Genomic DNA, 20,308 nt, shown 5'->3' on the forward strand with positions numbered 1-20,308 from the left:
CGGGAGGGTCGGGGGCGGGGAAAGGGCAAGGCAGGGGGTCGTGGGCAAACCCAAGGAGAGGGTGGGGGGGGGGGGGGGGGGGCGGGACAAACAACGGGCGCGGCCCCGGGCCGCCGCCGTCGCGCTGACGGCCGCAAACCCGGGCCCGGTACCGAGGTTATGTCTTTGGTCGAGCGGTTGGCCGCGATCGGGCCGGCGTTCAGGCGCTGTGGTCACGGCTGCCGAGGCCGCGACCGGATCCAGGCCCGATCGACGCCGAGATGCGTGATCGCATGGAAGCCCGCGCGTAGAGGCTGTTCACAGTCGCGCCCGGCCCGTTCAGATGCCGTTCCGGTCGCGGGGTCACAGCCGGCGGTCAACCGCGAGGATCACCCGCCACGCAACCACCTGACCTCTCCCGGCGGGGGGCCGGGCCGGCACGTCACCGTTGCCGAGCCGCATACCCTGGCCGACCTTCCGCCACAAGCAGAATGCGCCTTTTCCGGCCGAGTCTCAACCTTTTCGTAACCCCACCTTCGGGCGATGTTGCGACGGCATTTTTACCGGCACGCAGTTCGGACTCGGACCGCGCGGTCCCTTGATCACCGTTCTAGGCTGCCTTATGACCGAGGAGCGGCCTGTGCGTTGGTTGAACGAAGCCGAGATGGCGGCTTGGCGCTCCTACATCGTCGCGACCCTCCGGCTGCGCCAGCGGCTGCACCGCGAGCTGGCCGACCGGCACGCGGTGTCGCTGACCGACTACGAGGTGCTCGTCTGCCTGGAGTTCCAGCCCGGGCAGCGGATGCGGATGTCGGAGCTGGCGGTGCTGATGGGCTCGACGAAGAGCCGGCTGTCCCACCAGGTCGGCCGTCTCGAGGACGCGGGGCTCGTCCGGCGCGTCCGCGACCCGGAGGACAAGCGCGGCGTCATCACGGAGCTGGCGGAGGAAGGCAAAGCCCTGCTGCAGACGGCCGCGCCGACCCACCTGGAAGGGGTGCGCGAGCACCTGATCGACCTGCTGAGCCCCGCCGAGCAGGCGACGATCGCCGCGGCGTTCGGGCGGGTGCTGGACCACCTCTCGGAGGTGGAGAACTGAACCCGGGCGCGGCTAGCGCGCGCCCGGGGTTCGAAGCGGTAGCGGTGGGATTCGAACCCACGGAGAGGTTTCCCCCTCGCATGTTTTCAAGACATGTTCCTTCGGCCGCTCGGACACGCTACCTCGCCCCCGAGCGTAGCCGACGGGTCGCGGGGCAACCTGGGCCCGGCCTGGGACGGACCGGATCACGGGCTGCGCCTCGGCAACCTGGCCGGTGTGTTCGGGCTGCTGCTGGTGTCACCGGTGCTGATCGGCGGGTGGGGGTCAAGGCCGCACCGAGACGCAGTCGCGGGTGCTGCCCGGCGAGGTGACCTTCGGCGGGCCCGGGAACCACCGGCCGGCCGTTTCCGCACCGGCCCCGACGGGCGGGTGATGACCAGGGGCGTTCTCGGTCGACCAGCGGACCTCGTCGCCCGTCGGCGTCCGGTACTGACCCGCCACCGGCCGGATCGCCCTCGCCGAGGTTCCGCCGCTCGTCGCCGGCATCGGGTTCGCGGGCTAGCTCCAGCTGAGCGTGAGCGCGGCACCCTGGGCGTGGCCCACCTCGGCGGCTGGGGTCCGGGTCGACGGGTCCAGCGGGTTCGAGCCGAACGCCGCCACCGCCGCCTCGTCCGGGGTGACCAGCGCGACCTCGGCGCCCTTCGCGCGCAGCTCGTCGAGGACCGTCGGGAGCGGTTTCTCCGTCGGTAGCGCGGATTCCAGCCCGAGCGGTGAAACGACCGTGACGCGCGTGAAGCCCGTCGCGTAGTCCGCGTTCTCCGCCGAGCGGACGCCGCCGTCGACGTAGCGGCGGCCCTCGATCGTCACCGGCGGCCAGACACCCGGGACCGCGCAGCTCGCCGCCACCGCGTCGACCAGGGACACACCCGACGCGCGGTCGAACTGCCGCGGCTCGCCGGTTTCGGCGTCCACCGCCACGATCACCAGGCGCTGCTCCGGCCAGTCGTGCACCGGCAGGCGCGCCTCGATCACCGCGCGGCGGTCCGCTTCGGGCACCGTTTCGGCCGCCAGCGCGAGCTTGCCCATCGCGCGGCGCACCTCGGCCGGCGAGCCGGCCCCGGCGAACGCGTCCGCGAAGTCCGCGGCGAACTTCTCGAAGTCGAGGTCCGCCGGGATCTCCGGCGCCTGGCGCGCCGGGTCGGTCTGGCGGGCGAGGAGCTCGTCGAGGGAGACGCCGCAGCTCACCTGCGCCGCGACCGTCGACCCCGCCGACGTCCCGACGAGCAGGTCCGCCCCCGTGAGGTCCTGGCCGTGGCCGGCCAGCCCGGCCAGCAGCCCCGTCGTCCACGCGATCCCGGCGACCCCGCCGCCGCCCAGCACCAAAGCCTGTCCGCTCATGGGGCCAGGATATCGAGCAGGACCGACAGTTTCGGCCGATCAGGCCTGGCGCAGGGCTTTCGCGGCGATCCGCGCCTGCACCTCGGGCCGGCGCAGCGGCGGCACGGTGGCCGGCGGCTGACGGCGTTCGGGCAGCTGCTCCAGCAGCCGCGCGGTGATTTCCGTGATCTCGGCGACCGCGGCTTCGAACGGCTCGCGCGTGGCGTCCGAGAGCGACTGGACGCCGGTCACCTTGCGGACGTACTGGCGGGCCGCGGCCTCGATCTCCTCGCCCGTCGCGGCCGGCTGGAGCCCCCGGAGGGTGGTGATGTTTCGGCACATGCCGCCCAGGGTACGACGCTCCGGACGCTTCGATCACACGGTCGGGTAGGCCGGGCCCCACCTCGTTGACGCCGGATCCCGCGGTTGGGCAGTGTCGGGGAAGTGCCACTCAGACCGCGTCCCTTCCGCTCCGCCCGTCCCGAACCCGGCATCCTCGAAGAAGCACCACCCGAAACCCCGATCCCGGAACAGGCGTGGCCCCGCGTGCGGGCCGACGAGCTGGTCACCCTCGTGGCACACGTCTTCGCCGCCCACGGCTTCCCCGAGGCGCGGGCCCGCATCGCGGCCGAAGCGCTCTGCCACGGCGATCTCACCGGGTCGCCGGAGACCGGGGTCGCCGACCTGACCCGCGTCCACCTGCCGCTGCTGGAAAACGGCCTCGTCGTGCCGCACGCCGAGCCGTTGATGATCGCCGACCGCGGGGCCGCCGCGCTGATCGACTACCGCCGCGCGCCGGGGCTCTGGGCCGTCGGCGACGCGATGGACCGGGCCGTGACGCGGGCCGGGCGCTTCGGCGTCGGGCTCGTTTCGCTGCGCGGGGTCGGGCCGTTCGGCCGGGCCGGCCACCACGCCGCGCGCGCCCTGCCGCACGCGATGATCGGGCTGGTGCTCGCCGCGGGCGGGGAGCCCGGCCAGCCGATGAACCCGCTGGGCATGGCGGCCCCGGGCGGCGCGTACCCCGAGTTCGTCTTCGACATGGACCGGTCCGGCTCCGAAGGCGCCGGGTTGACGCTGCTCGTCGAGGTCCTCGCCGGGGTGCTCTCGGGGGTCGCCGACCACGAGCACGACACCGGCCTGCTGGTGCTGGCGATCGCGCCGACGACGTTGCGCAGCGCGGACGGCTTCTACCGCGCGGCCAGCGCCCTGTTCGGCAGCATGCTCGGCTGGGAGGGCGGGGCGCCGATCCGCTACCCCGGCTGGCGGGAGGCCCAGCACCTCGAGCAGTGCCGGGCGCTCGGCGTGCCGCTGGCGGGGCCGGTGCGCCGCGAGCTCGACGCGCTGGCCACGTCGATCGGCCTGCCGCCGCTGACCAGCGTCGGCTAGCGGACCAGGACGACCTTGCCGCAGTCGGGGCCCACCGCCACCACGTCGCCGTCGGACAGCTGGCGGCCGCGGCGGGTCTCGACCTCGCCGTTGACCAGGACCTCTTCGGCGTCGATCAGGTCCTTCGCGTGGGAGCCGTCTTCGGCGAGGCCGGCCAGCTTGAGGAACTGGCCGAGCCGGATCGGCTCGCCGGTGATGGGTACGTCGACGGGATCACTCATACGCGCATCATGCCCGGGCGGTCGTCTGCCGGTAGAGGGCCTGGACGTCCGTGTCGAAGTAGCTCGAGTAGGACGTGTCGGGGTCGTCGCCGCCGTACTCGAACCCGCCGATGACGCCGATGACCTTGCCGAGGCGGGTCTGCGGGTCGGGCGCGGTGACCCACGGGCCGCCGCTGGTGCCGGTCGGGAAGCCGACGCAGTCCACTTTCAGCTGGTAGGTGTCCTGGCGGCTGGTCGTGTTCTGGCAGACGGCCGGCGTCTCGGAGTCGTCCGGGTAGCCGGTGAGGGTGATGGCCTGCTCGAACTCGCCGCCGGTGGCGAGGGTGTTCGCGCCGACCAGGCTCTCCAGGGTCTTCGTGGCGCCCGCCTGGTGCGCGGTGGCGAAGCCGACGTCGAGGTCCTGGTCCGACGACGCGGCCCAGCCGGGCGCGACCAGCTCGTCGGCCACCGCCCAGTAGCCGAAGGGCGCGACACCGTCGTGGTACCCCGGCGCGAACGTGACGCCGGTGAGGTAGCCGCCGCCTTCGCCGTCGTGGATGCAGTGGGCGGCGGTCAGCAGGACGTCACCCTGCTGGCTGTGCACCACGCTGGCGGTGCAGTAGTGCGAGCCCTCGATGAAGAGCGCGCCGACCGCGGGACTGGACGCCGTGGGCAGGTCGGGCGCCGCCACCGGGGCGGCCTCGACGACCGGGGCGTCCGCGGGTTCCGGCGGCCGGCCGGCGAAGGCCACGACGAACGCCGCCCCGAGCAGCAGGACCGCGGCGACGGTGAGCAGAACGGCGGGCCGCCGCACGTGCATCGCCTCCTCGTCACTCGACCGCCATCACTCTAAGGTGCCGCGGCGAGACGATCAGCACACCCACAGCAAGTTCACAGGCGCTACCATCCGTAACACCTCAGGGAGGGCCGATGAAGCAGTTCGCGGACAAGGTCGTGGTGATCACCGGAGCGGGCTCGGGGATCGGCCGGGCGCTGGCTCTTGAGTTCGCGCGCCGCGGGGCACGGGTAGCCCTCTCCGATGTCAACGCCGCGAACGCGGAGGAGACGGCGAAGCTGGCCGGGGACAAGGCTCGCGCGTACACCTTGGACGTCGCCGACCGCGCCGCCGTGCTCGCGCACGCCGAGGAGGTCGCGGGCGAGTTCGGCGGGGTCAACGTCGTCGTGAACAACGCCGGTGTCGCGCTCGGCGCCACCGTCGAGGAGATGACCTTCGAGGACTACGACTGGCTGATGGGCATCAACCTCGGCGGTGTCGTGAACGGCACGAAGGCGTTCTTGCCGCACTTGGTCGCGTCCGGCGACGGGCACGTGGTGAACATTTCCAGCATCTTCGGCTTCGTCGGCGTGCCGACGCAGAGCGCCTACAACGCGGCGAAGTTCGCGGTGCGGGGATTCACCGAGGCCCTGCGCGAAGAAATGCTGATCGCGCGGCACCCGGTGGGTGTCAGCTGCGTGCATCCCGGTGGGATCAAAACCAACATCGTGCGCAACTCGCGAGGTGGTTCCGGCGACCAGGAGAAGGCCGCACAGGGCTTCGACCGGATCGCGCACACCACGCCGGACAAGGCGGCGCAGACGATCCTGCGCGGGATCGAGCGGAAGTCGGCGCGGATCCTCATCGGGCCGGACGCCTACGTCGTCGACGCCATCCCGCGCGTGCTCGGCTCGGCCTACCAGCGGCCGTTGGCGATGCTCGCGCGCATGGGGATCAAGAAGACGGAAAGCTGAATCGCATTCGGACTACGACTTTCAGGGTGTCCGCACCGGAATAGGCTTCACCCGATGGAGTTGCGTTTCGGACAGGCCCGTCCGAAATGGTCCAGAATGCGTGGGGTCCACGAGCCCCGTACCGGAGGTCCCCGATGCTTCGCACCGCACAGCGCAGTGCGACCCGTTCGTCCGGCGACACCGCGGTGGAGCTGCTGGATCGCACCGGCATCATCGCGGCGAGCCTGCCCCGGCGCCGCCGCACCGACGACGAGCCGGCAGCCGAGCCGATCTACACGCGGTCGCCGGTGTGCGACCAAGACCTGCGGCCCAAGTCGGTGGTGATCCGGCGCCGCGCCCGCACCTGGCTCGGCAGCGGCGCCGCCGTGCTGCTCGTCGCCGTCGGCTGGCTCGGCGGCGGAATGCTCTCCGGCGGGCTGTTCGGCGCGTCGCCGGCCGACGACGTCGCCCAGCTGGACCCGCGCCCCGCCGTCGCGGAGGCACCCGCGCCGCAGGCTCCCCAGGCCCCGGCGGTCACCCCGCCGCCGACCACCGTGTACGTCGCGGTGCCCGCGAAGCCGGCGCCGAAGAACGTTCAGGCGCAGGCGAAACCGCAGCCGAAGAAGAAGTCCTCGGCGGACGCCGAGGCGCGTGCGGACGTGCCGTCGCCCCCGCCGCCGTCGACGACCAACCCGGTGCAGGCCTGGGTCAACGTTGCCGAAAGCATGGTGGAGCAGTACCAGTACCGCTCGGAGACGACGACCACGACTCGACGCTGAAAAACCAATTTCCCATTTTGTTCGTGGGTTGCCAACCAGTCGATCATCTTGTTACCTTCGGTTGTCCGATGGCTGCGGCACACGGCCCGGTCGTCGACTTGCTGACAGGGGAGGAAGCAAGGATGAACAATCGCGCCCTTTTCCGCCGCACCGCCGTGGTCGCCGCCGTCGTGGCCGTGGTGACGACGACCGCCACCGGGGTGGCCGCCGCCAACACCGTCAACGTGCCCTGCACCGACAGCAACGTGCAGGCCTCGGTCATGGCTTCCGAGGTGACGACGTGCTTTTCCGGCACCGGCCCGTCCTGGACCGGGCACCTCTACCGCCCGCAGGCGATCTGGGGCGGCTCGTACACGATCGTCGTGTCCTTCGAAGGGGTGGACGACCCGGCCATCGCCGGACCGCACCAGACGGTGACGATCCCCGCGGGCGCCGCGGCCATCGTCGACGTCCAGCTCCTGCCGGCCTGAGCGGGGACGCCGTGATGAGCAAGCGTTTCACCGTTCGCGCCGCGCCGGGCGTGGCACTGGCCGCCGTGGCCTTGCTGACCGCCACGACGGCGGCCGGCGCCGAAGAGCCGTCCGCTCGGCTCAAGGACAACGACGGCTGCAACCACGACATCTGCATCATCGTCAACGGGACCGGCAACCACATCACCCACGTCGAGGTGCTGGCCAACGACGACGTGCGGAAGATGGGCCAGTTCTACCTGGACATCAAGACGCCCGGGGGATCGGCGCGGAACTACGGCGCGAAGAGCCCCGGTTACGCGGCGGGCTTCATCCCGTACCCCGGCGTCGACTACGACCCGGGCACGCAGTTCTGCGGCGGCGCCTTCGAAGTCGACGGGAGGGACGCGCCCGGCTACCCGTGCGTAACCGCTCCGGTCTGACGCGGTTTCCCGGCGGCGGCCCGGATTCCCGGGTCGCCGCCCTCAGGCGCCGCTCCAGCGGTACTCGTGCTCGGGGCGGCCGGTGGCGCCGTAGCGCAGCCGCATCTGGACGGTCCCGGACTCCGCCAGCGCCGTCAGGTACCGCTGGGCCGTCGCGCGCGCCATGCCGAGCTCGCCGGCGACCTCGGCCGCCGACAGCGGGCGGCCGGCCCGCCGCAGCTGCTCCGAGACGAGCCGGGACGTCGCCGTCGACTGGCCCTTCGGCGCGGACGTGCGGTCCTGGTCGTGCAGCACCCGGTACGCGCGGTCGACGTCGTCCTGGGCCATCGGGCGCTCGGCCGTGAGCACGCCGCGGAAGCGCGCGTACGACGTCAGCCGTTCCGCGAGCTGGCGGGTGGTGAACGGCTTGATCAGGTAGTTCAGCGCGCCGGCCCGGATCGCCGCGGCCACCGACGCGCTGTCGGTCGCCGCGGACAGCACGATCGTGTCCGTCTGCAGCTCCGGCAGCACCGCGAGGCCGGACTCGTCGGGCAGGTAGACGTCGAGCAGCACCAGGTCCGGTGAGAGCTCGCGGACACGCGCGCGGGCCTCGGCGGCGGTGTGCGCGGTGCCGACCACCGCGAAGCCCTCCACCTCCTCGACGAACCCGGCGTGCACCCCGGCGACCCGGAAGTCGTCGTCCACGATGAGCGTGCGGATCATCCGTCCTCCGTCAGCATTCCGGGCAGTTTCGCGACGAACAGGGCGCCGGTCTCGCCGTCGCCGGGGCCGGCCAGCCAGACGTCGCCGCCGCGGGCGCGGGCGGCCTGCCGGGCCAGGGCCAGCCCGATCCCGTGGCCGGGCGCGATCTTCGTCGAGACGCCTTCGTCGAACAACTTCCGCCGCAGGTCCTCCGGCACACCAGATCCACTGTCCACAACGGACAGGTGGAGAGTCGTTCCTTCGGCGAGCAGGGAGATCTCGACGGTCGCCGGCCGCCGCGGGCCCATCCGCGCGGCGTGCAGCGCGTTGTCGACGAGGTTGCCGATGACGGTGTTCGCGGCGATCGGGTCGGTGACCGCCGAGGGCACCCAGGTGTCGTCGGCCAGCTTGAGCGTGAGGCCCTTTTCCTGCGCCTGCTCGGTTTTCGCGACGAGCAGCGCCTGCAGGTACGGATCGGCGACGGCGTCACCGAGCTCGCTCGGCCGCGCGGACGAGGAGTCCGTCAGCGTCTGCAGGTATTCGACGGCTTCGGTGTGGTGGCCGAGCTGGAGCAGCCCGTAGAGCGTGTGCAGCCGGTTCGCGAACTCGTGCCGCTGCGCGCGCAGGCCGTCGGACAGCGCGCGGATGCCGTCGAGCTCGCGGGTGAGCGTGTCGAGGTCGGTGCGGTCGCGGAAGGTCAGCACGCTGCCGATCGGCCGGTCGTCGAGCCGCACCGCGCGCGAGTTGATGACGAGCACGCGGTTTCCGGCCACCGCCAGGAGGTTGTCGACCGGGCGCCCCTCGGCGACGGCCTTGTGCACGCGCGGCGAGAGTTCGAGCTCGGCCATCGCCGCGCCGATCGGGAGCTCGGTGCCGAGCAGGCGTTCGGCTTCGTCGTTGCGCACCGAGACGCGGTTCGCCTCGTCGACGGCGAGCACGCCCTCGCCGATCCCGTGCAGCACGGCTTCGCGTTCGTAGAGCAGTTCGGTGAGTTCGTGCGGTTCCAGGCCGTGCGTGACGCGCCGCAGCCGGCGGTTGAGCAGCGCCGACGCGCCCGCGCCGAGCAGCAGCGCGCCGCCGGCGAACGCCAGGGTCGTCACCAGGAGCTTGTTGAACGCGCCAGTCGGATCCGCCACGTCGAAGCCGACGCTCACCTCGCCGACCACCCGCGTGTGGTCGGGGGTCCAGATCGGGGTCTTGCTGCGGACGGACAGCCCGAGCGTGCCGTTCTGCACGGCGCTGACCTCGTCGAACCCGGCCAGCGCCTGGTCGGCCGAGGTGCTGACCCGCTTGCCGATGTTGCTCGGCGTCGGGTGGGCCAGCCGGATGCTGTTGTCGTCGGTGATCACGACGAACAGGGCGTCGGTCCGGTCCCGCACGGCGAGCGCCCGCTCCTGGAGCGCGCCGCCGGGGATCTTCGCGGCGGTGTCCGCGACCACGACCGGGTCCGTCGCGACGGACTTCGCGATGGCGAGCGCGCGCTGGCCGTACTGGTCGGTGAGGGTGCGGGACAGGAGCGCGCTGACCAGCGCGACGCCGAGCCCGACGACGAGGACGACCACGCCGATCTGCAGCAGCAGCACCTGCCTGCTGAACCGCATCCGCGGGAAGAGCGCCCACTTTGGCATGACCGGGAACATACCCCCAGGTCAAGACCGTGCGCTAAACGAGCAAAACATTCAGAACGCGCAGCTCGCGCGGAGAACGTCGACAAGCTTCACGTCCGCGCCACACGTACTTAACGTCCTCTCCCAACGCGTGACCCCCACCACGTGACGAAGGAGTCACCTCCCCATGGTTCCCCCACTGATCGAACTCACCGGAGCCACCAAACGGTTCCCGAGCGGGTCCGGTTCCGTGCACACGGCCGTCCGCGACCTGACCATGACCGTCCAGCCCGGCGAGTTCGTCGCCGTGGTCGGCCCCACCGGCTGCGGCAAGTCGACGACGCTCTCCCTCGTGTCCGGGCTCCAGCCGCCGTCCGCCGGGCGGGTGCAGGTGAACGGCGAGGACGTGAAGTCCATTCCGGACGGTGTCGGGTACATGTTCCAGACCGACGCCGTGATGCCGTGGCGTTCGGTGCTCGACAACGTCGCCTCGGGCCCGCGCTTCCGCGGCGCGTCGAAGGCCGACGCGCGTGCGCAGGCCGTCGACTGGATCGCCCGCGTCGGGCTCGCCGGGTTCGAGAAGTACTACCCGCACCAGCTTTCCGGCGGGATGCGCAAGCGCGTCGCGCTGGCCCAGACGCTCGTCACCAAGCCGAAGATCATGCTGATGGACGAGCCGTTCTCGGCGCTGGACGTGCAGACCCGCGCGCTGATGCAGGACGAGCTGCTGCGCCTGTGGTCCGGTTCGGGGGCCGCGGTGATCTTCGTGACCCACGACCTCGACGAGGCGATCGCGCTGGCGGACAAGGTCGTCGTGCTGACGACGTCGCCGGCCACCGTGAAGGACGTCTTCGAGATTCCCCTGGAGCGGCCGCGGAAGGTCGAGGACCTGCGGCTCACCGAGGAGTTCCGCAAGCTCTACGCCGACATCTGGGAATCACTGCGCAGTGAGGTCGACAAGGCCCGCGAGAAGGGAGCGTCCCGTGTCGCTTGAGACCCCCGCGGCGGCGCCGCCCACCGCCCTGCCGGTGCTGGAAACCGAGCAGGACATCCTCACGAAGGCGAAGCGGGCGACGTCCCGGCGCAAGCGCAACACCTGGCTGCTGCGGCTGGCGCTGGTGATCGCCTGGCTCGGCAGCTGGGAGCTGACGGCGACCTACTGGATCGACCCGTTCTTCTACTCGAAGCCGTCGCGCATCTGGGAACGGCTGGTCGAGTGGGTCACCGCCGGGACCGACTTCGGCTCCCTCTGGTACCAGCTGTGGGTCACCGTCGAGGAAGCCCTGGTCGGGTTCGCCATCGGCGCAGTGGCCGGTGTCATCTTCGGCGTGATCCTGGGCCGCAGCCGGTACCTGGCCGACGTGCTGGCGCCGTTCATCAAGGCCGCCAACGCCGTGCCGCGCATCGTGCTCGCCTCGCTCTTCGTGATCTGGTTCGGGCTGGGGCTGGCGTCGAAGGTCGCCACGGTCGTCGTGCTGGTGTTCTTCGTGGTGTTCTTCAACGCCTTCACCGGCGCCCGCGAGGTCGACCGCAACCTGATCGACAACGCGCGCATCCTCGGCGCGGGCAAGATGCAGGTGATCAAGGCGATCGTGCTGCCGAGCGCGACGTCGTGGATCCTGTCGTCGCTGCACACCGCGTTCGGCTTCGCGCTGATCGGCGCGGTCGTCGGCGAGTACGCCGGTTCGAAGGCCGGCATCGGCTTCCTCATCTCCAACGCGCAGGGCACGTTCGACTCCGCCGGCATCTACGCCGCGATGATCATCATCACCGTGGTCGCCCTGTTCGCCGAGTGGGGCATCGGGAACCTCGAAAACCGGCTGCTGCGGTGGCGGCCGTCGATGTCCGGCTCCAGCGACCAGACCGTCATCTGAAAGGGAACGAACCGATGAGGATTCGACGCAGTGTCGCCGCGTTCGCCGCGCTGACCGTGGTGGCGGCGATGACCACCGCCTGCCAGGACTCGCGCACCGCTGCGACGGGCGAGGGTGGCAAGCCGAAGGTCACGATCATGGTGGGGGGCCTGGAAAAGGTCATCTACCTGCCCGCGATGCTCACCCAGCAGCTGGGGAACTTCGCCGCCCAGGGCATCGACGTCGAGCTGCAGAGCGAGCAGTCGGGCGCCAACGCCGAGACCGCGCTCGTGGCCGGCCAGGTGCAGGGCGTGGTCGGGTTCTACGACCACACGATCGACCTGCAGGCCAAGGACCAGTGCATCAAGAGCGTGGTGCAGATGGCCAACATCCCGGGTGAGGCCGAAGTCGTCAGCACCGCGCAGGCCGGCCAGATCAAGGGCGCGGCCGACTTCAAGGGCAAGAAGCTGGGCGTGACGTCGCTCGGGTCGTCCACCGACTTCCTGACGAAGGCGCTGGCGGCCAAGGCGGGCGTGGGCGCCGACCAGTACACGCCGGTCAAGGTCGGCGCCGGGCAGACGTTCATCGCGAGCCTGGACAACGGCGGCATCGACGGCGGCATGACGACCGACCCGACCATCGCGCAGCTGACCAACACCGGCAAGGCGAAGGTGCTGTTCGACCTGCGGACGGTCGAAGGCACGAAGGCCGCGCTGGGCGGGCTGTACCCGGCGTCGTCGCTCTACATGGGCTGCGACTTCGTGGACCGGAACAAGGACGCCGTGCAGAAGCTGGCCAACGCGTTCGTGGCCACGTTGAAGTGGATCAGCCAGCACAGCCCGGAGGAGATCGCGGCGAAGATGCCGGCGTCCTACAGCGGCGGTGACAAGGCGCTCTACATCAAGTCCGTCAAGGACAGCATCGGCATGTTCAACGCCGATGGGAAGATGGACGCCGGTGGCGCCAAGAACGCGCTCGAGGTGCTTTCGAGCTTCTCGAAGAACGTGCAGCCGAAGAAGGACTCGATCGACCTGTCGAAGACCTACACGACGGAATTCGTCGACGCGGCCGCGAAGCAGGGCTAGCCGGACCCCGCTCACCTGACCGGGCGGTTGGTGAGTGATATCGACCCGTAAAGGCCTCTTTCCCCCGCGGAGGCCTTTACGGGTCTTTTCGGACAATGGCAAGACCATGCGAAAGTAGCTACCTTCTTTTTCGCGTTGCTTCAACACTTGGGGAACGGTTTTCCCGGTCCCCATCGGTGAACGGAGTCCCGCTATGTCCAGAATCCTTTCGTCGCGCGCTGCCCGTGTGCTCACGGCGGTCGCCGCGGCCGCTGCCGGCCTCGCTGTCTCGGGCACGGCGCACGCCGCGGTCGAGTACGGCTCGCATTTCCACGGCCACCAGTTCTCCGGCGGCAACTGGGGTGGTTACGTCAGCTTCGGCAGCTTCACGACGGCGACGGCGAGCTGGACCGAACCGACCGTGACGTGCCGGTCGAGCAACGACCTCTTCGCGCCGTGGGTCGGCATCGACGGCGACGGATCGTCCACAGTGGAACAGACCGGCGTCGAGACGGACTGCTCCAGCGGGCGTCCGGTGTATTCGGCCTGGTACGAGATGTACCCGGCCGCACCGGTGTACTACAACGTCTCGGTCGGCGCGGGTGACCACATCACCGCGACGGTGACGCGCACCGCCACCAACACCTACCGCCTCGACCTATCCGACACGACCAAGGGCTGGACGAAGACGACCACGAAGTCGCTGACGTCGAAGCACGCGTCGGCGGAGGCGATCATCGAGTCGCCGACCGACTCCTACCCGACCATTTCGGGCGGCATCAATTTCACCGGCGTCAAGTTCAACGGGACGAACCTGGCCTCGACCAGCCCGTCCGCCCTGAACGCCGACGACCGCGGCACCGGCACGTGGATCCCGGGCGCGATCGGCTCTGACGGCCAGAGCTTCACCATCGCGCGCCACTGAGTTGGTCCAAGCGGTCACTTCAGGTTGTTGATCGCCCAGGCGACGACCATCACCGCGAGGATGAGCGAAATGGCCGCCTGCAGCATCATCGTCATCTTCGCCCAGATTCGCAGGGGCATGACGTCGGTGGGGCTGAAGGCGGCCGCGTTCGTGAACGAGAAGTAGAGGTAGTCCAGGTAGGACGGTTCCCAGTCCTGGTGCGCCAGGTCCGGGTCGGCCATCTGCGGGAACTGCAGGTCGGGGTACTGCGCCCGGCCTGCAGCCCGCTTGCCCGGGCCGCCGCGGTCGAACTCCCAGTACCAGAGCGAGAACGCGACGATGTTCGTCCAGTAGACGATCCCGCCGGTGACCAGCACGGCCCCGGCGCGGTCGCCGATGGAGCCGGTCGCGATGCTGTAGACGAGCGTGACGGCGGACCCGGCGTTCACCGCGGTCACCGCCGCGACGAGCAGCAGCGAGATCACCCGCTCGACCGCGCTGAACTCCGTCATCGGACCCGGGTTGACCAGCAGCAAGGCGACCACGAGCAGCGCGGACACGGCGGGCAGCAGCCACTGTGGGTGCAGCGCCATGTCGTCGGGCAGGACGACCTGCAGCACGAGCGTGGCGACGACCACGCCCATGGCGGGCCAGCGCGTCTCCCCGGAGGTCCGCCGGCGCCAGGCGGGAAGTGCCTCTTCAGTCACCAGCCCACGCTAGGTCACCACCCGCACTTTCACGTGAAAGTGCGGGTCCCGAGGTCGCACTTTCACGTGAAAGTGCGGCTTGTCAGCCGGCCGGTGCGGTGGTGACTTCGCCGGGCAGCTTGCGCGCCACGTCCGTCCGCGAGCGCGCGCCGAGCTTCCGCAGCACCTTCGCCACGTGCTGCTCCACCGTCCGCGGTGAGAGGAACAGCCCGTCCGCGATCTCCCGGTTCGTCCGGCCCTCCGCGAGCATCCGCGCCACTTCGCGTTCCCGCGGCGACAGCTCACTCCCGTATCCGCGCCGCCCGCGTTGCGATGGCGCCCAGGCGCCGTGCTCACGCAGCTGGTGACGGCACCGTCCCGCATCCCGCGTCGCGCCCAGCTGCTCGTACGCCTCGGCCGCCGCCGTCAGCTCCTCGACCGCGTCGCGGTTGCCCGCGGCGAGACGGCACATCGCGGCCCGCTCGCGCATGGCCGTCGCCGGGTACGGCATCGGCAGGGTCACGTAACCCGACGCGGCTTCGTCGAACAGCGCGGCCGCCGCGAGGTGCTTGCCGCGTGCCTCCAGCAGCACCGCCCGGCCCGCCACCAGGGCCGCCGTGGCCACCGGCGCGTCGCGGCCTTCGATGCCGCGGGCGAAGGCCTCGACGACGTTGTCCGCCTCCGGCCAGCGCCCGGCCCGCGCGTACGCCTGGGCCGCCGCCGGGACCAGCGCCGCGCCCCAGATCCAGACGCCCTTGCGGCCGGCCGCGGCCACCGCGGTGTCGGCCACCGCACACGCGCCGTCGACGTCGTCGGTCGCGAGCAGCACGGTGATCAGCACCCCGGCCGCCGACAGCACCACCGGGATCGGGCCGCGGTCCGGCGCGTGCACGCTCGCCGCCGTCAGGTGCCGTTGCGCCGCGGCGAACTCGCCGCGCACGGCCGCGAGCCCGCCGAGCACCAGCGACGACTCCATGACGATCGGGCCGAGCTCCGGATAGCTGTCCCGCAGCTGCTCGGCGGCCTCGGCAAGCCCGGACCAGCGCCCGCGCACCCAGTCCAGCCGGACGCGGGTGCCCTGGATCAGGCCGATCGCGTACAACGCGCCCGCGTCGGTCGCGCGCCGGACGCCTTCGGTCACCAGCCGCTCCGCGCGGTCGAGGTACCCGGCCCAGGCCTGCCCGTCGGCGAGGTTGCACCACAACCGGGCGAGCTGGACGCGCTCGGCGACCGTGCCGACGGTGTCGGAAAGCGCTTCGAACTCCGTCCACGCCGAGCCGTCGCCGACGTGCGACGCGGCCGCGATGCGGTCGGCGGTCAGCGCGAGCCGCAGCTCGGGGTCGTCGAGCCGCTCGTACACCTCACCCGCGCGGGCGCGCCAGCCTTCGTGCCACGACAACGGCGTCAGCCCGTCGATCGGCTGGGCGAGCAGCGTGATCCCGCGCGCGGCGAGGTCGGGCCGGTCGGTCAGCTCGCCGATCGCGCGCTCGACCTCCAGCCGGCCGCGGCCGAGCCCGCCGATGGTCCGGACCAGCAGCATGCCGAGGCTCAGCCGGATCGAGCCGCGGACCGACGCCGGCAGCGTCACCTCTTCGAGGACGCGTTCCAGCGTGCCGAGCACGTCCGGGCGGAACCCGCGCAGCGCGACCTGGCTCAGCTTGCCGGCGACCCGCCCGATGTCGGCCTGCGCCGGGCCGGGTTCGGCCAGCACCGACTGCAGGAGGTCGATCGCGCGGGACGTCTCGCCACGGGTGATCGCCTCGTCCGCGGCGGCTTCGGCGTAGTGCCGCCACTGGTCGACGCGGCCGGCGGCGCGCGAGTGCCGGGCCAGCAGCGTGAGCGGCGGGGACGGCAACGCGGCGAGCACGCGGATCGCCTGCGCGTGCAGCAACGCGCGCTCGGGTCCGGTCACCGTGTCGTAGACGGCCTTGCGGGCCAACGGATGCCGGAAGCCGTAACGGCCGTCGCCGACTTCGCCGAGCACGCCGCCGGACAACGCGGCGAGCAGCGCGGTGCGGAGGACGTCGTCGGGCAGCCCGGCCAGCTCGCCGAGCACGGCGGCTTCGGCGCCGACGCCGAGCACCGCGGCCGCCCCGGCCAGCCGCACCGCGGGCTCGGGCAGCGTCGCGAGGCGTTCGGTGACGGCTTCCCGCAGCAGCACCGGGACTTCGAGGTTCTCCAGCAGGCGGTCGGAGAGGACTTCGCCGACCGGCAGCCGCTCGGCCGCCTCCCGCAGCGCCCGGAGGGTTTCCTCGACCACGAACGGGATCCCGGCGGTGCACTCGTGCAGCTTCACCGCGAACTCGTCGGTGACCCGCGGCACGTCGAGGAGGTCGACGGCGAGCCGGCGCACGGCCGCGACGTCGAGCGCGCCCAGCGCGACGCGCGCGGAGTGGACCGCCGGGTCGGTCCGGAAGGGGGCGCCGAGCGGGCCGGGGCGGACGTCGGTGGCGGACCGGTAGGTGGCGACGACCGCCAGCTCCGGCGGCATCGAGCCGGCGAGGAACCGCAGGAGGTCCCGGGTGTCCTCGTCGGCCCACTGCAGGTCGTCGATCAGCACGAGCGCGGGCCCGCACGCCCGCAGCAGCTCCCGCACCGCGCGGAAGACGCGGTGGCGCTCGGCGACCGGGTCGGCCAGCGGCTCGGGCCGCGGGGGAAGCGCTTCCGCCAGCTCCGGCAGCAACGGCCGCAGCACCCCGGCGACCGGGCTGAGCGGACCGAGCGGCTCGTCGCCCACCGCGCGGAGCGCTTCCAGGACGGGTCCGTAGGGAAACGGTTCCCGCAGCGGCTGGCAGGCGCCGGTGAGCACCCGGCTGCCTTCGAACTCCTTGCGGCACCCGATCTCGGCCAGCAACCGCGTGCGGCCCATGCCGGGCTCACCCTCGATCAGCACCGCGGCCGGGCGCCGCCGGAGCACGTCCACGATGGCGTCGAGCTCGGTGTCCCGGCCGGTCAGCCGGGCGGGTCCCGACCGGACGGAGACCGTCGTCGCGCGAGGAGCGGTCAACCACATACGACCTCCTCGACGTACACCGGGGGCTGTGCGCGGGAGCCTAAGCAGCGTTGATCGGTCCGTAAACCATTAACCGAATAGGTGGCCGACACCGCTCTCACACGTCCGCCTACCGGCTGTCACCGGTTTGCCGCGGGATTCACCGGTCTCGGGCCGCGGCGCGGGGGAAACTTCGGCGTTTTGCCCGTTCCGGTCGTGCTTAACGCGTTCAGGGGTGAGCGTCGGCTACCGAAAGTAGTGTCCGGAAACCCTACTTAAGGACCTGTCCGACCGGGTGACAGCCCCCGGTGGGGACCGCTTGGAGCAGGGGATTCGTCCGGAGTGAATGCGTATACCCATTCGCCGGGCGCCCGGATTGCACCGTAACGCCCACTGCGGGGACCCTCACCCGGGGGAGTACCACTGCGTGGCCGGTGCGGAGCCGCGCGTAACCAGCTAGGGAGAAGCATGAAGATCGCGAGACTTCTCGGTGCCGCTGCCACCGCGGTCATGGCGACCGGCGCGCTCACCGCGCTCGCCGTGCCCGCGTCCGGCCAGGACCTGCTGAACCCGGACATCGTGCCCGCCATGCAGCGGGACCTGGGCCTGACCCACGACCAGGTGCTGACGCGGCTGAAGAGCGAGGACGTCGCGAACAAGGTCACCGAAGCCGTCAGCGCGACGCTCGGCGACGCGTTCGGCGGCGCCACCTACAACGCCGCCACGGGCAAGGCGCACATCCAGACGACGAACGCCGCCGAGGTCGCGAAGATCCAAGCGTCCGGGGCCGAGGCGGAGGTCGTGAAGTTCAGCGCCCGCCAGCTCGACTCCACTGTGGACAAGTTCACGGCCCTCGACAGCTCGGCGCCGTACGCGATCACGGGCTGGGGCGTGGACTCCACCACCAACCGCGTCACGCTCTCCGTCCTGTCGGGGCAGCGCGCCGCCGCCGACGCGTTCCTCACGCGGTCCGGTGTGGACAAGTCGTCGGTGACGATTCTCGACGCGGCCGCGAAACCGGCCCTGCACGCCAACATCCGCGGTGGTGACGCCTACTACATCGGCGGCTCGTCGCGGTGCTCGGTCGGGTTCTCGACCACGACCGGCTTCGTCACCGCCGGGCACTGTGGCGCGCTCACCGGCGGCGGCTCGTTGACCGGGTCCAACGGCGCGGCGCTCGGCAGCTGGATCACCTACCGGTTCCCGGGGGTCGACTACGCGGCGGTCCGGACCAACAGCAGCTGGACCCCCGTCGCGCAGATGAACAACGGGACCGCCGTGCGCGGGCAGTCGAACGCGGCGACCGGCACCTCGGTCTGCAAGGCCGGCTCGACCACCGGCTGGACCTGCGGCACGATCGGCGCCAAGAACCAGAGCGTCCGCTACGCCGAAGGCACGGTCAACGGCATGACCGCGACCAACGTCCGCTCGGCGGCCGGTGACTCGGGCGGCGGCTTCATCAGCGGCAACTCGGCGCAGGGCATCCTGTCCGGCGGCAACACGTCCGTGACCTACTTCTACCCGATCGCCGGCGCGCTCTCCGGCACCGGCACCACCCTGAAGACCAGCTGACCCGCGAAACAGCGAAGGGCGGGTTTCGAGTGCCTCCAGCGCACTCGAAACCCGCCCTTGTCCTCGCCGCGGGAATGGGAGGTCGGGGGTCAGACGTTGCTGATCTCCTCGATCAGCCCGTCGACGTCGAAGTGCGCGCTCTCTTCGCCGAGCGGCACCAGTTCGCAGGACGCGTCGAGGAACGACCGGACGTCCTCGACCTCGAGCTCGAACGACGCATAGCCGTCCGGTGACTCGATTTCGAGGGTGAGGAAGTCTTCGTCCTCGGACAGGTCCGGGCGGACCCGGACGTCGCCGAGGCCGGCCGGCTCGTCGAGCCCGGCCACGAGGAGGTCACGCGCGAAGGTCCATTCGATCCACCGGCCGCGCTCGGTCCGGAACGCGACGGTGACCGCGAACGGCTCGTGCGCGTGGTAGGAGAGGCGCGAGAGGACGGGTGTGGTGCTCTCGTTCAGCACCACGAACTGGCTCTGGTGAACTGCGTCGGTGTGCATGGCCCCTCCTGGAGTCCGGTGGCGGTTCGCGCGGCGCGAACTGTTCGGCAAGGAGATGACCAGGGCCGATCGTCATGACGGAGAAACTCTCACGTTCACTTGATCGGTTGCATCCGTCCATTGTGGTGTAACGCCGGGCACATACCCCTTGCGCTCGGCCGGCGACAGGTGGTGACGGCTCGCGCAGCGCGTCCGGCAGCTTTTTCGCAGCACGAGCAGCGCCGGGACGGTTGCCGCGCAGGTCAGGGCCAGTGCGGACCACGTCAGGAGGACAGAGGGACGATTTCCCACGGGGCGAGCAGGGTGAAGGAAACCGCGAAGAGCACCGCGGAGCCGACGGTGATCGCGGTCCGTGCGATCCACTGTGGACCGTGCAGCAGGTCGCGCACGACGATCGGCAGCACCGCGAACTTGCTCGCGCTGGAACAGCTCCAGACTATTGCTGCGACCCGCCCGCGCCCCCGCCTACGGGCCCAGCGGCAGGTTGAGCCCCACTTTCACCCGGTCCATCGCGACGCTCGTGGTGAAGTGCCGGACGTTCGGGTTGTCGAAGAACATCCGTCGCGTGAAGGCCTCGAAGCCGCTCATGTCCGGGCACGTCACGATCAGCACGAAGTCCGCGTTGCCGGTGACGTAGTAACACTGCTGCACGCAGTCGTCGGCGAGGATCTGGCGGCGGAACGCGTCCAGCACCGCGAGGTTCTCGCGCTCCATCTCGACCATGACGACGAAGGTCATGCTCAGCCCGAGCGCCTGCGGGGACAGCACCGCGACCTCGCGCTCGATCACCCCCGCCTCCCGCAGCCGCTTGATCCGCCGTTGCACCGCCGCGGCCGACAACCCGACCTTCGCGCCGATCGTCTCGGCGATCGTGCGGGCGTCCGCCTGGAGGCAGGCGAGGATGGCGATGTCGAGCTGGTCGAGGTCGGGAGTCTGCACCCCAGCAGGCTAACGGGGACCCCCGACGATTTGCCGCGAGTTCGCCGTCGGCTCACTCGGCCGTGACGCCGCTCACTACTCCGTACGAGGGGAAGATGAAACAACTTTCTGAGTGAGCTGGAACACAACTGACCGGTCT

General features: G+C 71.0%; 22 protein-coding genes and 1 tRNA gene. 11 read left to right on the forward strand and 12 right to left on the reverse strand.

Annotation, left to right across the window (positions count from 1 at the left end):
- The first annotated feature begins 601 nt into the window (after nt 1-601).
- The gene (locus tag ACZ61C_RS44705; protein ID WP_465314055.1) at nt 602-1,075 is read left to right on the forward strand and encodes a MarR family winged helix-turn-helix transcriptional regulator; all 474 of its coding nucleotides are present in this window, start codon (nt 602-604) and stop codon (nt 1,073-1,075) included.
- 36 nt (nt 1,076-1,111) lie between these two features.
- Here the strand turns inward: ACZ61C_RS44705 and ACZ61C_RS44710 are convergent.
- The 3 genes from ACZ61C_RS44710 to ACZ61C_RS44720 all read right to left on the reverse strand — a co-directional run bounded on the left by ACZ61C_RS44710 (nt 1,112) and on the right by ACZ61C_RS44720 (nt 2,734).
- A tRNA-Ser gene (locus ACZ61C_RS44710) sits at nt 1,112-1,198 on the reverse strand.
- 375 nt (nt 1,199-1,573) lie between these two features.
- On the reverse strand, nt 1,574-2,413 hold the full coding sequence (locus ACZ61C_RS44715; protein ID WP_465314056.1) for a patatin-like phospholipase family protein: 840 nt from the start codon (nt 2,411-2,413) through the stop codon (nt 1,574-1,576).
- A 39-nt stretch (nt 2,414-2,452) separates the two neighbouring features.
- Nucleotides 2,453-2,734 (reverse strand): DUF2277 domain-containing protein, encoded by a 282-nt coding sequence (locus ACZ61C_RS44720; RefSeq protein WP_465314057.1) that lies wholly within the window; start codon nt 2,732-2,734, stop codon nt 2,453-2,455.
- 102 nt (nt 2,735-2,836) lie between these two features.
- Here ACZ61C_RS44720 and ACZ61C_RS44725 point away from each other — a divergent pair, with 102 nt between their 5' ends.
- On the forward strand, nt 2,837-3,778 hold the full coding sequence (locus ACZ61C_RS44725) for an Ldh family oxidoreductase (RefSeq protein WP_465314058.1): 942 nt from the start codon (nt 2,837-2,839) through the stop codon (nt 3,776-3,778).
- Here ACZ61C_RS44725 and ACZ61C_RS44730 read toward each other — a convergent pair.
- Nucleotides 3,775-3,999, reverse strand: coding sequence for an RNA-binding S4 domain-containing protein (locus ACZ61C_RS44730; protein ID WP_465314059.1), 225 nt, complete (start codon nt 3,997-3,999; stop codon nt 3,775-3,777). The two genes, ACZ61C_RS44725 and ACZ61C_RS44730, sit on opposite strands and share 4 nt — an antisense overlap.
- 7 nt (nt 4,000-4,006) lie before the next feature.
- Nucleotides 4,007-4,798: a trypsin-like serine peptidase gene (locus tag ACZ61C_RS44735; RefSeq protein ID WP_465314060.1), complete on the reverse strand. Its 792-nt coding sequence runs from the start codon at nt 4,796-4,798 to the stop codon at nt 4,007-4,009.
- Nucleotides 4,799-4,908: 110 nt separating this feature from the next.
- On the opposite strand from ACZ61C_RS44735, the gene ACZ61C_RS44740 reads away from it, so the two are divergent.
- The 4 genes from ACZ61C_RS44740 (at nt 4,909) to ACZ61C_RS44755 (ending at nt 7,377) form a co-directional block, all read left to right on the forward strand.
- The gene (locus tag ACZ61C_RS44740) at nt 4,909-5,727 is read left to right on the forward strand and encodes an SDR family NAD(P)-dependent oxidoreductase (RefSeq protein WP_465314061.1); all 819 of its coding nucleotides are present in this window, start codon (nt 4,909-4,911) and stop codon (nt 5,725-5,727) included.
- Between the two features lie 134 nt (nt 5,728-5,861).
- Nucleotides 5,862-6,485, forward strand: a complete 624-nt coding sequence (locus ACZ61C_RS44745) for a hypothetical protein (protein WP_465314062.1) — start codon at nt 5,862-5,864, stop codon at nt 6,483-6,485.
- Nucleotides 6,486-6,607: 122 nt separating this feature from the next.
- On the forward strand, nt 6,608-6,955 hold the full coding sequence (locus ACZ61C_RS44750; RefSeq protein ID WP_465314063.1) for a hypothetical protein: 348 nt from the start codon (nt 6,608-6,610) through the stop codon (nt 6,953-6,955).
- A gap of 14 nt (nt 6,956-6,969) precedes the next feature.
- Nucleotides 6,970-7,377: a hypothetical protein gene (locus ACZ61C_RS44755; RefSeq protein ID WP_465314064.1), complete on the forward strand. Its 408-nt coding sequence runs from the start codon at nt 6,970-6,972 to the stop codon at nt 7,375-7,377.
- Between the two features lie 42 nt (nt 7,378-7,419).
- Here the strand turns inward: ACZ61C_RS44755 and ACZ61C_RS44760 are convergent, their stop codons facing one another.
- Both ACZ61C_RS44760 and ACZ61C_RS44765 read right to left on the reverse strand, forming a co-directional pair.
- A complete protein-coding gene (locus ACZ61C_RS44760) occupies nt 7,420-8,079 on the reverse strand; it encodes a response regulator (protein ID WP_465314065.1) in 660 nt (219 codons plus the stop codon).
- On the reverse strand, nt 8,076-9,659 hold the full coding sequence (locus ACZ61C_RS44765) for a sensor histidine kinase (protein WP_465314090.1): 1,584 nt from the start codon (nt 9,657-9,659) through the stop codon (nt 8,076-8,078). Before ACZ61C_RS44765 ends, ACZ61C_RS44760 begins: the two co-directional genes overlap by 4 nt.
- A gap of 193 nt (nt 9,660-9,852) precedes the next feature.
- On the opposite strand from ACZ61C_RS44765, the gene ACZ61C_RS44770 reads away from it, so the two are divergent.
- The 4 genes from ACZ61C_RS44770 to ACZ61C_RS44785 all read left to right on the forward strand — a co-directional run bounded on the left by ACZ61C_RS44770 (nt 9,853) and on the right by ACZ61C_RS44785 (nt 13,507).
- A complete protein-coding gene (locus tag ACZ61C_RS44770; protein ID WP_465314066.1) occupies nt 9,853-10,659 on the forward strand; it encodes an ABC transporter ATP-binding protein in 807 nt (268 codons plus the stop codon).
- Nucleotides 10,649-11,539: an ABC transporter permease gene (locus ACZ61C_RS44775; protein WP_465314067.1), complete on the forward strand. Its 891-nt coding sequence runs from the start codon at nt 10,649-10,651 to the stop codon at nt 11,537-11,539. Before ACZ61C_RS44770 ends, ACZ61C_RS44775 begins: the two co-directional genes overlap by 11 nt.
- A gap of 14 nt (nt 11,540-11,553) precedes the next feature.
- Nucleotides 11,554-12,603, forward strand: coding sequence for an ABC transporter substrate-binding protein (locus ACZ61C_RS44780; protein ID WP_465314068.1), 1,050 nt, complete (start codon nt 11,554-11,556; stop codon nt 12,601-12,603).
- Nucleotides 12,604-12,796: 193 nt separating this feature from the next.
- Nucleotides 12,797-13,507, forward strand: coding sequence for a G1 family glutamic endopeptidase (locus ACZ61C_RS44785; RefSeq protein WP_465314069.1), 711 nt, complete (start codon nt 12,797-12,799; stop codon nt 13,505-13,507).
- A 14-nt stretch (nt 13,508-13,521) separates the two neighbouring features.
- Here the strand turns inward: ACZ61C_RS44785 and ACZ61C_RS44790 are convergent, their stop codons facing one another.
- Both ACZ61C_RS44790 and ACZ61C_RS44795 read right to left on the reverse strand, forming a co-directional pair.
- Nucleotides 13,522-14,130, reverse strand: a complete 609-nt coding sequence (locus ACZ61C_RS44790) for a hypothetical protein (protein ID WP_465314091.1) — start codon at nt 14,128-14,130, stop codon at nt 13,522-13,524.
- A gap of 145 nt (nt 14,131-14,275) precedes the next feature.
- Nucleotides 14,276-17,185, reverse strand: coding sequence for an ATP-binding protein (locus ACZ61C_RS44795; RefSeq protein ID WP_465314070.1), 2,910 nt, complete (start codon nt 17,183-17,185; stop codon nt 14,276-14,278).
- A gap of 447 nt (nt 17,186-17,632) precedes the next feature.
- Between ACZ61C_RS44795 and ACZ61C_RS44800 the strand changes: the two genes are divergently transcribed.
- Nucleotides 17,633-18,736: a S1 family peptidase gene (locus tag ACZ61C_RS44800; protein ID WP_465314071.1), complete on the forward strand. Its 1,104-nt coding sequence runs from the start codon at nt 17,633-17,635 to the stop codon at nt 18,734-18,736.
- A gap of 89 nt (nt 18,737-18,825) precedes the next feature.
- Here the strand turns inward: ACZ61C_RS44800 and ACZ61C_RS44805 are convergent, their stop codons facing one another.
- The 3 genes from ACZ61C_RS44805 to ACZ61C_RS44815 form a co-directional block, all read right to left on the reverse strand.
- Nucleotides 18,826-19,230: an SsgA family sporulation/cell division regulator gene (locus ACZ61C_RS44805; RefSeq protein WP_465314072.1), complete on the reverse strand. Its 405-nt coding sequence runs from the start codon at nt 19,228-19,230 to the stop codon at nt 18,826-18,828.
- Between the two features lie 263 nt (nt 19,231-19,493).
- Nucleotides 19,494-19,634, reverse strand: coding sequence for a hypothetical protein (locus ACZ61C_RS44810; RefSeq protein ID WP_465314073.1), 141 nt, complete (start codon nt 19,632-19,634; stop codon nt 19,494-19,496).
- 61 nt (nt 19,635-19,695) lie between these two features.
- A complete protein-coding gene (locus ACZ61C_RS44815; protein WP_465314074.1) occupies nt 19,696-20,169 on the reverse strand; it encodes an Lrp/AsnC family transcriptional regulator in 474 nt (157 codons plus the stop codon).
- Between the last annotated feature and the right edge of the window lie 139 nt (nt 20,170-20,308).

The organism is Amycolatopsis sp. NPDC104587, from assembly GCF_055583645.1.

What these genes read in the sequence shown, in the direction of transcription:
- ACZ61C_RS44735 (WP_465314060.1), bottom strand. Translation starts at nt 4,798, where the DNA reads ATGCACGTGCGGCGGCCCGCCGTTCTGCTCACCGTCGCCGCGGTCCTG.
- ACZ61C_RS44745 (WP_465314062.1), top strand. Translation starts at nt 5,862, where the DNA reads ATGCTTCGCACCGCACAGCGCAGTGCGACCCGTTCGTCCGGCGACACC.
- ACZ61C_RS44780 (WP_465314068.1), top strand. Translation starts at nt 11,554, where the DNA reads ATGAGGATTCGACGCAGTGTCGCCGCGTTCGCCGCGCTGACCGTGGTG.
- ACZ61C_RS44740 (WP_465314061.1), top strand. Translation starts at nt 4,909, where the DNA reads ATGAAGCAGTTCGCGGACAAGGTCGTGGTGATCACCGGAGCGGGCTCG.
- ACZ61C_RS44715 (WP_465314056.1), bottom strand. Translation starts at nt 2,413, where the DNA reads ATGAGCGGACAGGCTTTGGTGCTGGGCGGCGGCGGGGTCGCCGGGATC.
- ACZ61C_RS44800 (WP_465314071.1), top strand. Translation starts at nt 17,633, where the DNA reads ATGAAGATCGCGAGACTTCTCGGTGCCGCTGCCACCGCGGTCATGGCG.
- ACZ61C_RS44705 (WP_465314055.1), top strand. Translation starts at nt 602, where the DNA reads ATGACCGAGGAGCGGCCTGTGCGTTGGTTGAACGAAGCCGAGATGGCG.
- ACZ61C_RS44805 (WP_465314072.1), bottom strand. Translation starts at nt 19,230, where the DNA reads ATGCACACCGACGCAGTTCACCAGAGCCAGTTCGTGGTGCTGAACGAG.
- ACZ61C_RS44770 (WP_465314066.1), top strand. Translation starts at nt 9,853, where the DNA reads ATGGTTCCCCCACTGATCGAACTCACCGGAGCCACCAAACGGTTCCCG.
- ACZ61C_RS44755 (WP_465314064.1), top strand. Translation starts at nt 6,970, where the DNA reads ATGAGCAAGCGTTTCACCGTTCGCGCCGCGCCGGGCGTGGCACTGGCC.
- ACZ61C_RS44765 (WP_465314090.1), bottom strand. Translation starts at nt 9,659, where the DNA reads ATGCGGTTCAGCAGGCAGGTGCTGCTGCTGCAGATCGGCGTGGTCGTC.
- ACZ61C_RS44720 (WP_465314057.1), bottom strand. Translation starts at nt 2,734, where the DNA reads ATGTGCCGAAACATCACCACCCTCCGGGGGCTCCAGCCGGCCGCGACG.
- ACZ61C_RS44760 (WP_465314065.1), bottom strand. Translation starts at nt 8,079, where the DNA reads ATGATCCGCACGCTCATCGTGGACGACGACTTCCGGGTCGCCGGGGTG.
- ACZ61C_RS44730 (WP_465314059.1), bottom strand. Translation starts at nt 3,999, where the DNA reads ATGAGTGATCCCGTCGACGTACCCATCACCGGCGAGCCGATCCGGCTC.
- ACZ61C_RS44795 (WP_465314070.1), bottom strand. Translation starts at nt 17,185, where the DNA reads ATGTGGTTGACCGCTCCTCGCGCGACGACGGTCTCCGTCCGGTCGGGA.
- ACZ61C_RS44790 (WP_465314091.1), bottom strand. Translation starts at nt 14,130, where the DNA reads ATGGGCGTGGTCGTCGCCACGCTCGTGCTGCAGGTCGTCCTGCCCGAC.
- ACZ61C_RS44785 (WP_465314069.1), top strand. Translation starts at nt 12,797, where the DNA reads ATGTCCAGAATCCTTTCGTCGCGCGCTGCCCGTGTGCTCACGGCGGTC.
- ACZ61C_RS44750 (WP_465314063.1), top strand. Translation starts at nt 6,608, where the DNA reads ATGAACAATCGCGCCCTTTTCCGCCGCACCGCCGTGGTCGCCGCCGTC.